The organism is Micromonospora krabiensis, from assembly GCF_900091425.1.
Taxonomy (GTDB): Bacteria; Actinomycetota; Actinomycetes; order Mycobacteriales; family Micromonosporaceae; genus Micromonospora; species Micromonospora krabiensis.
In genome coordinates, this window is sequence record NZ_LT598496.1 from 4,312,457 (window position 1) to 4,326,122 (window position 13,666).

Below are 13,666 nucleotides of genomic sequence, written 5' to 3' on the forward strand. Positions count from 1 at the left end.
CGTCCCTCCGTCAGCCCGGCGCGCCGCCTCCCGTCCGCGCCGGCACCGCCGAGGCCCGCGCCGTGCGGGCCGGCAGGACGACCCAGGCCAGGACGACGCTCGCCAGGAAAACCACGAGAAGGTACGAACCGAGTGTAGCCATACCGATAGCCGCGAACCCGACGATTGCCGCCAGCGCCAGCAGCAGCGACCGCCCCTCCCAGCCCAGCGTGGCGGCGTGCAGCGGCGGCGCCACCTGCCGCTTCTCCAGCCGCGCCGTCAGGTCGTAGTGGTGCACGGTGAGCAGCAGGACGTACCCGAAGATCAACCACGGCGGGACGTCCCCGATCACCCCTACGGCGATCGCGAAGAGATACTCGGCGGCCCGCAGCGCGGCCGGCACCAACCAGTCGAGCGGCCCGTTGTGCGCCGCGCCGGCGCCCACACCACCGACCAGCAGCACCAGCAGCGCGACCGGCACCAGCCACCGCAGGCCGGCCACGTCGCCGTCCCCGGACAGGGCGACCAGCGCCAGGGCCAGCAGCACCGCCGGGCCGAGCGCCGCCACCACCGCCAGGGTCAGCGGCCCCACCGGTCGGACCACCGGCAGCCGGGTGGCGAGCGGACCGTCGTCGCGATGCAGGGTGGCATCGACCGTGTCCAGCACCGGCACCCACATCCAGCGCGCCCGCAGCGTACGCAGCGCACCCGTGTAGAGGAACGCGAGCGTGCCCCACACCAGCACCGCCACGAGGCTGACCAGCGGGTTGAACAACGCCACGGTCAGCGCGACCAGCGCCCACCGCTCGCCGATCGGAAACACCACCGTCCGCTTCAGCCAGTACGACAACGAGCCGGTGTCGGCCTGCACCCGGGTCGACGCGGCGTTCAGCCGATCACCGATGCCCCCACCCCCGGTACCCACCGCGCGGGGCCGACGGGCGGCCTCGTCGTGCAGGACGCCGTACCAGGTGTCGGTCATGTGCCGGACGGTCTGGAGCGTCATCGCGGCGATCGCCAGCGCCCAGCCGTAACGGTGACCCGCCTGGGTCGCGCCGTAGCCGAGACCGGCGTAGACCACGTACTCCTTCGCCCGGTCGGCCATCGTGTCCAGCCAGCCACCCCAGGCCGAGAAGTGCCGCGTGTAGCGCGCCAACTGGCCGTCCACGCAGTCCAGCACGAACCCGAGGTAGAGCAGGACGGCGCCGGCGACCCAGGCGACCCGGGAGCCGCCGAACGCGAAGAGCGCCGCCGCGGCCACCGCGAAGACGATCGAGATGACGGTGACGGTGCTCGGGCCGAGCCCCAACCGCGCCGCCACCCGCACCAGGTACGGCGACCAGGTGCTCACGAAGTAGGTGGAGAAGAAGTCGTCCCGCTCCTTCACCGCGAGACGCAGCTCGGCGCGGTCCTCGTCGACGGCGGCCACCGCCGTCTCCGCCGCCGTCAGCTCGGCCTGGTCGGCGACCCGGTGGGCGACGAGCAGACGTACGCGCTGCGCGAAGACCAGGGTGCCGAGCAGGGTGAGACCGGCGAAGAGCTGGTCCACGGCGGACCCGGTCGGCGCCGCCCGACCCGGCCCGGCGGTGCCGGCGGCCACCGCGCGGGCGGCGGCGGCGAGCGCGGGCAGGTCGGCCGCGCCGACCCGGAACGCGCCGCCGAAGACCCCGGTGGCCTCGTTGTCGAGCGTGCCGGGAGGGCCCGCGTCGACCACCTGGCCGCGCTCCTCGCGCACCGCCGTGCGGCCGGGGGCCGGCGGGTCGGTGAGCACCAGCGCCACCGTCGGCCCGACCGGGCTGGTCGCCAGATGCCGGAGTACGGCGGTGTGCGCGACCAGGTCACCGCCGGTCACCAGCACCGGGCCGGTGGCGGTGTCGGCCAGGGCGGCCAGCTCGTCCAGGTCGGCGGCGAAGCGGACGTCGTCCGCGCCGGCCCGGCGGCACTGCGCCGCGAGCCGGTCGGCGAGGGGCTCTCCGTCACGGGTGGGCAGGCCCGCCGCGGCGGCGCCGCCGGCGAGCACGATCGCGAGGGTCACCGCGGAACCGCGCCGTGGTACGCGTCGAGCGCCTCGGCGATGCTGCCGTCGAGGGTCAATCGGCCCCCGTCCAGGAACAGCCCCCGACGGCAGAACCGCGTCAGGTCCTTCTCGTTGTGTGACACCAGCACCAGTGTGCGCCCCTCCCCGAGCAGACGATCAATCGTCGCGTAGCACTTCTTGCGGAACTCCGCGTCTCCCACCGCGGTCACCTCGTCCATCAGCAGGATCGGATGCGGCAGGTGGGAGATGATCGCGAAGCCGAGCCGGACCTTCATCCCGGACGAGTAGTGCCGCACCGAGGTGTCGATGGCCCGCTCCACCTGTTCGCCGGCGAACGAGACGATGTCGTCGAAGTGCCGCTTCAGGTAACCCGACGACAGCCCGTGCAGCCCGCCCACGAGGTAAAGGTTCTCCCGACCGGTCAGGTCGTTGGAGAAGCCGGCCGACAGCTCCAGCAGTGGCGCCACGTCCCCGCGGACCCGGATGCTCCCCTCGTCGGGGATGAGCACGCCGGCGATCAGACGCAGCAGTGTGCTCTTGCCGGTGCCGTTGCGGCCGATCACGCCGACGGTCTCCCCCGGCCGCACCGCGAACGACACGTCCCGCAGCGGCCAGAACTGCCCGGACGGCGCGTTGCGCCCGCCCCGGTGGATGAACATCTCCCGCAGCCGCAGCTGCCGGCGCCGGTTGCGGACGAACCGGATGCCCAGCCCCTCCGCCTCGATGATCGGCTCGGCCATCTCAGAGTTCCTTGAGCACGGCGGGTTCGAGCCGACGGAACGACCACCAGCCGACGACCAGCACCAGCACGCTGCCCGCGACGGTGGTGGCGAGCAGCCGGGCGTCCGGGAACTCGTCCGGGTACCAGATCGAGTGGTGTAGCTGGAAGATGCCGACCAGCGGGTTCAGCTCGTACCCCACCTTCAGCCACCCGGGCAGGTGGGACTCCCGGACCAGGCTCAGCGGATAGATGATCGGGGTGGCGTAGAAGAGCACCCGGATGATCAGGCGCATGAACCGCTCGACGTCGCGCATCAGCACGTTGAGGGCGGAGAGCAGCAGGGCCAACCCGATCAGCAGCACGCCCTGGACGGCCACCGCCAGCGGCAGCGCGAACAGCGACCAGCCGAGGTGGACCCGGCCGTGGGCGGCGTACACCAGCGCGACGGCGAGCAGGATCGGCAGGCCGGCCGCGTACTCGGCGAACCGGCCGGTGACCCGACCGATCGGGAAGACCTGCCGCGGCACGTTCATCGTGGTGATCAGCCGCGACTGCCCGGTCAGCGCGTTCGTCGCCTCGCTCAACGCCGAACTGGCCCACATCCAGGCGAAGATCCCGGTGATGAGGAACAGCGGGTACGAGTCGGCCGCGTCACCCAGGTGCCGGCCGGTGTCCCGGGAGTAGAGGACGCCGAAGACGAACCAGTAGATCGCACCCATGCCGAGCGGCTCGATCAGTGACCAGAAGTAGCCGAGCACCGACTGCTGGTACTTCACCGCGAGATCGCGCTTGACCAGGATGCGCAGGGAGTTGCGGTGCGACCACAACGCCGTGACGCCAGAGGTCACCGCCGCCTCCCGCCTTCGAAACGGACGACAGGTTAGCAGTCGGTGAACGATTACCCCGCAGTGGGCGCGCTCAGCACTCGATCACGTTGACGGCCAGACCGCCGCGTGCCGTCTCCTTGTACTTGACCTTCATGTCCGCGCCGGTCTCCCGCATGGTCTTGATGACCTTGTCGAGCGAGACGGCGTGCACCCCGTCACCGCGCAGCGCGAGCCGGGCGGCCGTGATCGCCTTGATGCTAGCCACCGCGTTCCGCTCGATGCAGGGGATCTGCACGAGGCCCCCGACCGGGTCACACGTCAGGCCGAGGTTGTGCTCCATGCCGATCTCGGCCGCGTTCTCCACCTGCTCCGGGGTGCCGCCCAGCGCCTCGGCCAGCCCGGCCGCGGCCATCGAGCACGCCGACCCCACCTCGCCCTGGCAGCCGACCTCCGCGCCGGAGATCGACGCGTTCTCCTTGAACAGCACCCCGATCGCGCCGGCCGCCAGCAGGAACCGGACCACGCCCTCCTCCGAGGCGTCCGGCACGAACCGCGTGTAGTAGTGCAGCACCGCCGGGATGATCCCGGCCGCGCCGTTCGTCGGCGCGGTGACCACCCGGCCGCCGGCCGCGTTCTCCTCGTTGACCGCCAACGCGAACAACGTCACCCAGTCCATCGCCCGCAGCGGGTCGGTCGACCCGGCGTCCGCCTCCAGGCTGCGCCGCAGCTCCGCGGCGCGGCGCCGCACCTTCAGCCCACCGGGGAGTACGCCGTCCCGCTCGCAGCCCCGATCCACGCACTCGCGCATCACCCGCCAAATCTCCAGCAGGCCCGTACGCACCTCGGCCTCGCTGCGCCAGGACAGCTCGTTGGCGAGCATCACCTCGCTGATCGACAGCCCGGTGGCGGTGGTGGTCTCCAGCAGCTGCGCCCCGGTCAGGAACGGGTGGCGCACGGCGGTGGTGTCCGGGGTGATCCGGTCCGCGCCGGCCGCCGCCTCGTCCACCACGAACCCGCCGCCCACCGAGTAGTACGTGCGGGCGCGCAGCTCCGCGCCGCTCTCGTCGTACGCGGCGAAGGTCATCCCGTTCGGGTGGTACGGCAGCGAGCGACGGCGGTGCAGCACCAGGTCACGGTCCGGGTCGAAGTCGATCTCGTGGGCGTCGAGCAGACCGATCCGACGCTCGGCGCGGATCCGGGCCACCCGGTCGGCGACCGTGTCCGTGTCTACCGTCTCCGGCGCCTCACCGACCAGCCCCAGCAGCACGGCCCGGTCGCTGCCGTGGCCGTGCCCGGTCGCGCCGAGGGACCCGAACAGCTCGGCCTGTACGCGCGCGGTGCTGACGAGCAGCCCGTCGGCCTTGAGCCCCGTGACGAACGTCCGGGCGGCCCGCATCGGCCCCACGGTGTGCGAGCTGGACGGCCCGATACCGACACTGAACAGGTCGAAAACGCTGATCATGACTGCACTCCCTCACCGTCGTCCCCGTGGTGCGGGTCCGGGCCGGGCCGTGGTTGCCCGGGTCCGGGCGACCGGTCGGGCGCCCGGGGTGTGGGTGCCCGACCGGCGAGCCTACCCGCCCAGGTCACGCCCCGCCCGGCGGTACGCCCACGCCGGCGCCCCGCCGCGCTCTACCCCGCCGAGCCCTCGGATCGCACTGCATCGTGGTTGTAGTGGCCTCCGCCCCCCGGTGAGGCCACTACAACCATGTTCTTCGTGATCTCGCCAGGTGCGAGGCGGCCCGGTGTCGGGTGGACGGCCGACGGGTGACGGGTCCGAGCGCCGGGCCCGGGTGGCAGGTCGGGTGGCGGGCGCGGGTGGCGGTTCCCGCATGGCCGGGCGCTCCGGGCGCGTCGTCGTGAAGACCGGGGCGGGCGTTGTCGTGGGTCGGCCCGGGTAAGCACCTACGGGTGCACGGGCCACCAATCGTCCTCCGGACCGAGGGCGAGGTGGTCGCCCGTTCCTACCGTGGATGTCAGAGCGGCGTCACCGCCGCAGAGTGGGAGTACGACGATGAGTCGCAAACTGGTCCGGCCCCGCCAGGGGCGCATGCTCGCCGGTGTCTGCGCCGGCCTGGCCCAGCGGTTCGGCATGTCCGCCGGCACGGTCCGGCTGCTGTTCCTGCTGTCGCTGCTGCTGCCCGGCACCCAGGTGATCGTCTACCTGATCCTCTGGATCCTCATGCCCAACGAGGACCGCTACCTGGCCACCACCCGCCACTAACCGCGCCCGCGCGGCCATCCTGGCGGGGGTGGCAACAACATCCCTGAAGTTGTCTCCTCCACCCGCCTCCGAAGCAACAGCATCTACGAAGTTGCGCGGATCATGACCGCCACGCCGCCGGTACCCACGAGTCTGGCGGGGCGAGCGCCAGCAGGCGCGACCCTAACCCACCGGACCCAGATCCGGCGAGGAACCGGACCGGCACGGTCCTTGCCGGCTCGCGTGCAGACCGGCGCTGCCCGGGACCCGGGGCGGCTCGGCGCGTTACCGCGGAACGCCCGCCCCCGGAACAGGTGGGGGCGGGCGTTCTTCCGTGCCGGTCAGGGGGCGACGTACGTGATGGTCACCTTCTCGTAGCCGAGGGAGCCGAGCAGCCCTTCGAGCATCTTGCGGGTGTTCTCCTCGGCGCGGGTGCCGAGCCCGCTGTCCCGGGCGGCGGCGGTGATCCGCTCCTCGGCGAGCCGGTAGACCTCCTGCTGCCGGTTGGGATCGCTGGCGAAGACGTCGCCCAGCCGGTTGAGCAGGCCACGCTTCTCGGCGAAGACGTAGCTCTTCTCCAGGTCCAGGTTGGTCTCGCCGAGCTGCGGTGCAGGCAGTTTGATCTCCACCGACTTGCCGTCGGCCGACTCGACCACGGCGCCCTCGGAGATCTTCGCGAAGTCCACATAGGCCTCGACACTGCCGGCGCCGACGAACAGGGTGCGCTCGTTGAGCAGGAACTCGGGCACGTACTTGCGGTCGGTCTGGAGGTCGACCACGACCTGGAAGTTGCCCTCGGCCGCCACGTAGCGGCTCAGGTCCTGGATCGACTTGAGCAGCGTCGGCTGGCTGCGGTCGGTCTGCTGCTCGGCGAACGGGTTGCGGAAGCTGGGCCAGAGCCCGCTGGTCTGCACGCCGAGCAGCACGACCACGGCGAGCGCCGCCGCGCCGAGCACCCAGAGCAGGCCGCGGGCGGGACCCGAACCGGGCCGGGCGCCCGTCTCGGGAGGCGCCGTCGCCGACCCGGGAGGCGCCGTTGTCGGCTCGGGCGCGGCGTCGGAGCGGGTCTTGAGTGTGTCGCCGGTCGGGTAACCCGGGAACTCCCTGGTGGGCTCGGTGCTGTCACCGTCGCGGGCCATCGCCCTCACCGTCCTCGTCAGACAAAGCCGTCTGAGAATGACGGTACGTCCGCCGTACGACATGCGCGCGGCGAGCCGACGCATTCGGCATCATCGCAGCTCAGGCGGGGTCGACGCACGCTCAGGCGAAGGCGCTGATCCCGGTGAGGCGCTGCCCGATCACCAGCTGGTGGATCTCCGAGGTGCCCTCGTAGGTGAGCACGCTCTCCAGGTTGTTGGCGTGCCGCATGACCGGGTACTCGCCGGAGATCCCGTTCGCGCCGAGGATGGTCCGGCACTGCCGGGCGATGGCCAGCGCCTCGCGGACGTTGTTGAGCTTTCCGACGCTGACCTGCTCGGGGCGCAGCCGCCCCGCGTCGGCGAGCCGGCCGAGGTGAAGCGCCAACAGGTAGCCCTTCTGGAGCTCCACGGCCATGTCGGCGAGCTTGGCCTGGGTGAGCTGGAAGCCGGCCAGCGGGCGGCCGAACTGGGTGCGGGTGCCCGCGTACGCCAAGGTGGTCTCCAGGCAGTCCCGGGCGGCGCCGAGCGCACCCCAGACGATGCCGTGTCGCGCCTCGGTGAGGCAGCTCAGCGGCGCCTTTAGCCCGACCGCCTCGGGCAGCCGCGCGTCGGCCGGCAGCCGGACGTCGTCCAGCACCACCTCGCCGGTGAGGGACGCCCGCAGCGACATCTTGTGCCGGATCTCCCGGGCCGTGACACCGGGCGTGTCCATCGGTACGGCGAACCCGCATACGCCGTCCTCGGTGCGCGCCCAGATCACCCCGACGTCGGCGATCGGGGCGTTGGTGATCCACATCTTGCCGCCGGTGAGCACCCAGTCGTCGCCGTCGCGGCGCGCCCGGGCGGCCATCGACGCGGGATCGGAGCCGTGGTCCGGCTCGGTGAGGCCGAAGCAGCCGATCGCCTCGCCGGTGGCCATGGAGGGCAGCCAGCGCTGCTTCTGCTCCTCGCTGCCGTAGCGCCAGATGGCGTACATGGCCAGCGAACCCTGCACCGACACCAGCGAGCGGACACCCGAGTCGCCCGCCTCCAACTCCAGGCAGGCCAGCCCGTACGCGACGGCCGACGCGCCGGCACAGCCGTAGCCGGTCAGGTGCATGCCGAGCAGGCCGAGCTTGCCGAACTCCCGGGCCAGCTCGCGGGCGGGCACCTGGCCGTCCTCGTACCAGCCGGCGACGTGGGGGCGGACCCGGTCGTCGATCACCTGTCGCACGACCGAGCGGATCTGCCGCTCCTCCTCGTCGAGCGAGGAGTCCAGGTCGAGCAGGTCGAGCGGGGCGGTGGGGCGCTGGCTCATGGCAGCCACCCTAACGAAGGCTCAGCGCGCGACGCGACCGCGCGTCACTCCACGGCCTCGGAGAGCACGAGCACCCGGGCGTGGATCTGGTTGCGCTGCTGGAGTGCCGCGCGCAGCGCCCGGTGCAGGCCGTCCTCCAGGTAGAGACCGCCGTTCCACTGCACGACGTGCGGGAACAGGTCACCGTAGAACGTGGAGTCCTCGGCGAGGAGCTTGTCCAGGGCCAACTCACGCTTGGTGGTGATCAGCTGATCCAGGCGCAGCGGTCGCGGCGGGATCTCCGCCCACTGCTTGAGCGTCAGGTTGTGCTCCGGGTAGGGACGCCCGTCCCGGACCGCTCTGAAGATCACGACGGCACGCTCCCCTCCCCGTGGCCGGGCCGACCGACGGCGCCGTGCCGGGTCGCGGCGTGGCACCGCGGGACGCGGCACCGATGACCGTGCCAGCCTAGCCGCCCGTCACACACCACGTTCCGCTCCCCGATGTCAGTTTCGTTACCTCCCGCCCGATCCTCGACCGGGCGAATGCGACATCCCGCTCAGCTCCACCGCCCTCGCCGGATCACCTCGTCGTCCGGCCGGCGTCCGCGGCGCAGCGACGGTGACCGATGGTCCCGCGCGCGGTAACCCACCGTCACCGCGCCGATGGGCGCGTACTCCTCCGGCACCCCGAACGCGTCCCGGTAGCTCGCCAGGCGCTGCGGCGGGATGCCGAAGAAACAGGCGCCCAGCCCCTCGTCCACGGCGGTCAGCAGCATCAGCAGGGCGGCGAAGCCGGTGTCCACGTACCAGTAGGGCACCGGCCAGCGTTCCGTCGCGCGGTCCGCCCAGCCCTTGTCCGGCTCGGCGTACCGGTCCAGGTAGGCCGACCGGTTCGCGTGCGGCACGATGATCAGCGGCGCCCGCCGCATCCCGGCCAGCCAGCGCTCCCGCCCGCCGCCCTCCGGCGTGGCCGCCGTCCAGAAGCGTTCCCGGTCGGCCGCGTCCTCCAGAACGAGGAAACCCCAGCCCTGCGCGAACCCGGCGGACGGCGCCCGGACGGCGTGGTCCAGCAGGCGCTGCACCACGTCGGGCGGGACGGGCCGATCCGGGTCGTAGTTGCGCACCATCCGTCGCCGCCGGACCACCTCGGCGAACTCCATGCCACTCCCCCCGGATCGCCGGCCGGTCAGGCGCCCGGCCGGACACCCCAGACGCCGCGCCAGGTGGCGCCCGGCTTCAGCGTGATGACGTCCTTGCCGGAGCGGAACGCGTCGGGCGGGCAGGTCATCGGCTCGACCGCGACCGAGCGACGGTGCCGCGCACCGGTGAGCGAGTCACCGGTGAAGACCTGCCACCAGCCGAACTCCCCGTCGGCCCAGAGGGTCACACCGGTCGACCCGTCCGGCGCGGCCAGGCTGACCGACGACCCGCCGTCGGCGTCCCGGATCACCTCGCCGAAGGTCAGGTCGAGCGTGGCGTTGCCGATCCGGCGCGGGCTGGTCCAGTCGTACTCGGTGCCGGCCACCTCGGTCGCCGCGACCGGCAGCAGCCGCGAGTCGACCACCATCCGGGTCCGGGTCGGCAGCCGCATCGCCAGGTCGTCGACCGGCACACCGGGCAGTTGGAGGTACGGGTGGACGGCGAACCCGAACGGCGCCGGCTCGCCGCTGACGTTGCGCACCTCGTGCTCGGCGCGCAGCCCGTCCGGTCCGACGCCCCACCGGCTCACCAACCGCAGCGCCCACGGGTAGCCCGGCTGGGGCGGCAGGTCGTAGCCGACGGTCACCGCGTCGGTCGACTGCTCCAGCAGCTCCCAGGGCACCCAGTTGACCAGCCCGTGGATGGCCACGTGCCGCTGCGGCTCGGTCAGCGGCAGGTGGTGCGTCCGCTCGCCGAACGTGTAGCGCCCGTCGCGGATCCGGTTGGGCCACGGTGCCAGGACCTGGCCCGCGCAGCCGGGGCAGAGCTCGTCCTCGGCGTACCCGTCGACGTAGTCCACGCCGTCGTGCCGGTACGTCCGCAGGCCGCCGCCCACCTCGACGATGACGGCCTCGTGGCCGGCGGCGGAGATCGTCCACTGAGTGCCCGAGGGCGGACGCTGGTCAGGGGTGTGCATGTCGGCGACCCTAACCAATCAGTCCCGGTCGCCGCTCGACGACGTGGCCGCCCGGTAGCGCAGCAGGGCCGGGAAGGCGACGGCGAGCACCACCACCAGCACGGCCGAGGCGACACCGCCGGCGATCCAGGCGACGCCACCGCCGAACCCGGCGGCCATCGCCCCGGCGCGCAGGTCACCGAGGCGCGGGCCGCCGGCGACCACCACCGTGTTGACGCCCTGTAGCCGGCCGCGCATCCGGTCCGGCGCGTAGACCAGCAGCATGGACTGCCGCAGCACCGCGCTGACCAGGTCCGCCGCGCCGGCCACACCGAGCAGCAGGACCATCAGCCAGAGTTGGTGCGCGAACCCGGCCGCCGCGATGGCCAGCCCCCAGGCGACCACCGCGACCACCAGCCCGAGGCCCTGCCGGCGCAGCCGGCTGATCCAGCCGGAGGTGAGGCCGCCGAGCATCGAGCCGATGGCGATGGCGCTGAACAGCCAGCCGACCGAACCGCCACCGCCGAACCGGTCGTGCGCGATCTCCGGGAAGAGCGCCCGGGGCATGGCCAGGATCATGGCGATCAGGTCGACGGCGAACGACAGCAGCAGCACCGGGGTGGTGGCCAGGTAGCGGAACCCGTCGATGACGCTGGCCAGGCCCGCGCGGGCCGGACTGCCGTCACCGTCGGGGCTGGGCTCGGGCGGCAGCGCCGGGAGCCGCAGCGCGGCCCACACCATGGCCGTGAAGAGCAGCGCGTCCGCCCCGTACGCGATGGGGAGCGCGACCTGGGGGTCGTCCCAGATGGAGAGGATCAGCCCGGCGGCGAGCGGGCCGACGACGGAGGCGGCGGTGAACGTCGTGTAGTTGAGCGTGCTCGCCGCCGGCACCAGCTCGTCGGGCACCAGCCGGGGCAGCATCGCGCTGCGGGCCGGCGAGCTGATCGCGAACGCCACGGACTGCACCGCCACCAGGACGAGCAGCAGCACCGGGCTGCCGACCCGGAACACCGCCTGCAGCAGCAGGCCGAGCGTGGACGCCCAGAGCAGTGCGGAGCCGCCGAGGAGCACCAGCCGCCGGTCCCGCACGTCGGCCACCGCGCCGCCCCACAGCCCGAAGACCAGCAGCGGTACGAACCCGGCGACGCCCAGCAGGCCGACCCAGAACGAGTCGTGGGTCAGCGCGTACATCTCCACGGGCACGGCCACCGCGGTGAACTGGAAGCCGAACATCGCGATGCCGTTGCCGAGCCAGAGCCGCCGGTACGCGGGCACCCCGAGCGGCCGCAGGTCGATCGCCCAGCGGCGCGCACCGCGCGCCCGGGCCTGCTGCACACCGGTCACGGTGCCAGCCGTTCGACGGTCCAGGCGGCTCCGGCGGTCCAGGCGGCCCCGCCGGTCCGGCGGAACAGCAGCCGGTCGTGCAGCCGGCCGGCCCGGCCCTGCCAGAACTCCACCGAGTCGGGGCGGACCCGCAGGCCGCCCCAGTGCGCGGGCGCGGGGATCGGCGTGCCCTCGGGGAACCGCTCGGCGGCCGCCCGGTAGCGCTCCTCCAGGCTGGCCCGGTCCGGGATCACCTGCGACTGGGGGCTCGCCCAGGCGCCCAGCTGCGAGGCGCGCGGCCGGGTCGCGAAGTAGTCCTCCGTCTCGGCGCGGTCCACCGGCTCCACGGAACCGGCGACGACCACCTGGCGCTGCATCGGAAACCACGGGAAGACCAGGCTGGCGTACGGGTTGGCCGCCGCCTCGGTGCCCTTGCGCGAGGCGTGGTTGGTGTAGAAGACGAAGCCGTCCGGGCCGTACCCCTTCAGCAGCACCGTCCGGGCGCTCGGCCGGCCCGTGGTGTCGGCGGTGCCGACGACCATCGCGTTCGGCTCGGGCAGCCCGAAGGCCACCGCGTCGGCGAACCAGCGGGCGAACTGGGTGTGCCAGTCGCCGGCCAGGTCGGCCTCGGAAAGGCCCACGTCCGCGGCGTACTCGTTACGCATCACGGCCGGGGCGGGTGTGTCGCCCGTCACGTTCCCACTCCTTCTCGCCGGGCCGCCGCACAGCCGGAGGCGCTGGCCAGCCCGCAGTCTCCAGTCTTGCCCAGCCGCCGGGCGGATGCGCGCCGGGGGATGTCGCGTGCGGCACAGTCGCCGCGGGTCGCGCGGTCGGTACTGAGCAGGCAAGATGTTGCGAACCGAGGGAGACCGACCACACCCAGGAGAGCGAGATGGCCGATTTCAAGCCCGGGCTGGAGGGCGTCGTAGCCTTCGAGACCGAGATCGCCGAACCCGACCGCGAGGGTGGTGCGCTGCGCTATCGCGGGGTCGACATCGAGGACCTGATCGGCCAGGTCTCCTTCGGGAACGTGTGGGCCCTGCTGGTCGACGGCCGGTTCGGGCCGGGCCTGCCGCCGGCCGAGCCGTTCCCGGTGCCGGTGCACTCCGGTGACATCCGGGTCGACGTGCAGTCGGCGGTCGCGATGCTCGCCCCGTACTGGGGTCTCAGCCAGCTCCTCGACATCTCCGACGAGCAGGCCCGCGAGGACCTGGCCCGGGTGTCGGTGACCGCGCTGTCCTTCGTCGCCCAGTCCGCCCGCGGCCTGGGCCTGCCGGCGGTGCCGCAGAAGGAGATCGACAAGGCGCAGACCATCGTCGAGCGCTTCATGAAGCGCTGGCGCGGTGAGCCCGACCCGCGGCACGTCAAGGCCGTCGACGCGTACTTCATCTCGGCCGCCGAGCACGGCCTGAACGCCTCCACGTTCACCGCCCGGATCGTCGCCTCCACCGGCGCGGACGCCGCGGCCTGCATCTCCTCCGGCATCGGCGCCCTGTCCGGCCCGCTGCACGGCGGCGCCCCGTCGCGGGTGCTGAGCATGCTGGAGGCGGTCGAGCGCAGCGGCGACGCGGAGGGCTACGTCAAGGGTGTCCTCGACCGGGGTGAGCGGCTGATGGGCTTCGGCCACCGGGTCTACCGCGCTGAGGATCCACGCGCCCGCGTGCTCCGGCGCACCGCCAAGGAGCTGGGCGCGCCGCGTTTCGAGATCGCCGAGGCGCTGGAGAAGGCGGCCCTGGCCGAGTTGCAGGCCCGCCGCCCGGACCGGGTGCTGGCCACCAACGTCGAGTTCTGGTCGGCCGTGGTGCTCGACTTCGCCGAGGTGCCCGCGCACATGTTCACCTCGATGTTCACCTGCGCCCGGATGGGCGGCTGGAGCGCGCACATCCTGGAGCAGAAGAAGCTCCAGCGGCTGGTGCGCCCGTCCGCCCGCTACGTCGGCCACAGCCCCCGCAAGCCGCAGGAGGTCGAGGGCTGGGACGCCATCCCGCACGGCGTCTGACCCGCGTACGTCGAGAGGCCCCGTCCGTCGCGGACGGGGCCTCTCGTGCGTCCGGACCCCGACG

13 protein-coding genes are annotated in these 13,666 nt (G+C 72.8%); 2 read left to right on the forward strand and 11 right to left on the reverse strand.

The genetic code is table 11. The annotated features are described in order from the left end of the window. Window positions 1-10: 10 nt before the first annotated feature. From GA0070620_RS19650 to GA0070620_RS19665, 4 genes are all read right to left on the reverse strand, one after another. A complete protein-coding gene (locus tag GA0070620_RS19650; RefSeq protein ID WP_091592997.1) occupies window positions 11-2,014 on the reverse strand; it encodes a DUF5941 domain-containing protein in 2,004 nt (667 codons plus the stop codon). After that, window positions 2,011-2,757: an ABC transporter ATP-binding protein gene (locus tag GA0070620_RS19655; protein WP_091592999.1), complete on the reverse strand. Its 747-nt coding sequence runs from the start codon at window positions 2,755-2,757 to the stop codon at window positions 2,011-2,013. Before GA0070620_RS19655 ends, GA0070620_RS19650 begins: the two co-directional genes overlap by 4 nt. Window position 2,758: 1 nt before the next feature. Next, window positions 2,759-3,586, reverse strand: coding sequence for an ABC transporter permease (locus GA0070620_RS19660; protein ID WP_091593001.1), 828 nt, complete (start codon window positions 3,584-3,586; stop codon window positions 2,759-2,761). A gap of 70 nt (window positions 3,587-3,656) precedes the next feature. Continuing rightward, the gene (locus tag GA0070620_RS19665; RefSeq protein WP_091593003.1) at window positions 3,657-5,027 is read right to left on the reverse strand and encodes an L-serine ammonia-lyase; all 1,371 of its coding nucleotides are present in this window, start codon (window positions 5,025-5,027) and stop codon (window positions 3,657-3,659) included. A gap of 552 nt (window positions 5,028-5,579) precedes the next feature. On the opposite strand from GA0070620_RS19665, the gene GA0070620_RS19670 reads away from it, so the two are divergent. After that, the gene (locus GA0070620_RS19670) at window positions 5,580-5,789 is read left to right on the forward strand and encodes a PspC domain-containing protein (RefSeq protein WP_091593005.1); all 210 of its coding nucleotides are present in this window, start codon (window positions 5,580-5,582) and stop codon (window positions 5,787-5,789) included. Window positions 5,790-6,109: 320 nt separating this feature from the next. On the opposite strand, the gene GA0070620_RS19675 is transcribed toward GA0070620_RS19670, so the two are convergent. From GA0070620_RS19675 to pdxH, 7 genes are all read right to left on the reverse strand, one after another. Further along, window positions 6,110-6,907 carry a DUF4230 domain-containing protein gene (locus tag GA0070620_RS19675; RefSeq protein ID WP_091593007.1) on the reverse strand — a complete coding sequence of 266 codons (798 nt, stop codon included), beginning with the start codon at window positions 6,905-6,907 and terminating at the stop codon, window positions 6,110-6,112. 121 nt (window positions 6,908-7,028) lie between these two features. After that, entirely contained in the window at window positions 7,029-8,204 is a 1,176-nt protein-coding gene (locus GA0070620_RS19680; RefSeq protein ID WP_091593010.1) for an acyl-CoA dehydrogenase family protein, read from the reverse strand. 44 nt (window positions 8,205-8,248) lie between these two features. Next, complete coding sequence (locus tag GA0070620_RS19685) at window positions 8,249-8,554, reverse strand: type II toxin-antitoxin system VapB family antitoxin (RefSeq protein WP_091593012.1); 306 nt, start codon at window positions 8,552-8,554, stop codon at window positions 8,249-8,251. Between the two features lie 188 nt (window positions 8,555-8,742). After that, window positions 8,743-9,345: a nitroreductase family protein gene (locus GA0070620_RS19690; protein WP_091593014.1), complete on the reverse strand. Its 603-nt coding sequence runs from the start codon at window positions 9,343-9,345 to the stop codon at window positions 8,743-8,745. Window positions 9,346-9,371: 26 nt separating this feature from the next. Continuing rightward, window positions 9,372-10,301 carry an aldose 1-epimerase family protein gene (locus tag GA0070620_RS19695; protein ID WP_091593016.1) on the reverse strand — a complete coding sequence of 310 codons (930 nt, stop codon included), beginning with the start codon at window positions 10,299-10,301 and terminating at the stop codon, window positions 9,372-9,374. Between the two features lie 18 nt (window positions 10,302-10,319). Further along, complete coding sequence (locus tag GA0070620_RS19700) at window positions 10,320-11,624, reverse strand: MFS transporter (protein WP_091593018.1); 1,305 nt, start codon at window positions 11,622-11,624, stop codon at window positions 10,320-10,322. Then, the gene (gene pdxH, locus GA0070620_RS19705; protein WP_172836603.1) at window positions 11,621-12,268 is read right to left on the reverse strand and encodes a pyridoxamine 5'-phosphate oxidase; all 648 of its coding nucleotides are present in this window, start codon (window positions 12,266-12,268) and stop codon (window positions 11,621-11,623) included. The genes GA0070620_RS19700 and pdxH overlap by 4 nt, the downstream gene beginning before the upstream one ends. A gap of 227 nt (window positions 12,269-12,495) precedes the next feature. On the opposite strand from pdxH, the gene GA0070620_RS19710 reads away from it, so the two are divergent. Next, on the forward strand, window positions 12,496-13,602 hold the full coding sequence (locus GA0070620_RS19710) for a citrate synthase 2 (protein ID WP_091593024.1): 1,107 nt from the start codon (window positions 12,496-12,498) through the stop codon (window positions 13,600-13,602). Window positions 13,603-13,666: the final 64 nt, after the last annotated feature.

Bases quoted from the DNA above. Each gene is read 5' to 3' on its own strand.
- GA0070620_RS19655 (WP_091592999.1), bottom strand. From the start codon at position 2,757: ATGGCCGAGCCGATCATCGAGGCGGAGGGGCTGGGCATCCGGTTCGTC.
- GA0070620_RS19665 (WP_091593003.1), bottom strand. From the start codon at position 5,027: ATGATCAGCGTTTTCGACCTGTTCAGTGTCGGTATCGGGCCGTCCAGC.
- GA0070620_RS19670 (WP_091593005.1), top strand. From the start codon at position 5,580: ATGAGTCGCAAACTGGTCCGGCCCCGCCAGGGGCGCATGCTCGCCGGT.
- GA0070620_RS19675 (WP_091593007.1), bottom strand. From the start codon at position 6,907: ATGGCCCGCGACGGTGACAGCACCGAGCCCACCAGGGAGTTCCCGGGT.
- GA0070620_RS19680 (WP_091593010.1), bottom strand. From the start codon at position 8,204: ATGAGCCAGCGCCCCACCGCCCCGCTCGACCTGCTCGACCTGGACTCC.
- GA0070620_RS19690 (WP_091593014.1), bottom strand. From the start codon at position 9,345: ATGGAGTTCGCCGAGGTGGTCCGGCGGCGACGGATGGTGCGCAACTAC.
- GA0070620_RS19695 (WP_091593016.1), bottom strand. From the start codon at position 10,301: ATGCACACCCCTGACCAGCGTCCGCCCTCGGGCACTCAGTGGACGATC.
- pdxH (WP_172836603.1), bottom strand. From the start codon at position 12,268: ATGCGTAACGAGTACGCCGCGGACGTGGGCCTTTCCGAGGCCGACCTG.
- GA0070620_RS19710 (WP_091593024.1), top strand. From the start codon at position 12,496: ATGGCCGATTTCAAGCCCGGGCTGGAGGGCGTCGTAGCCTTCGAGACC.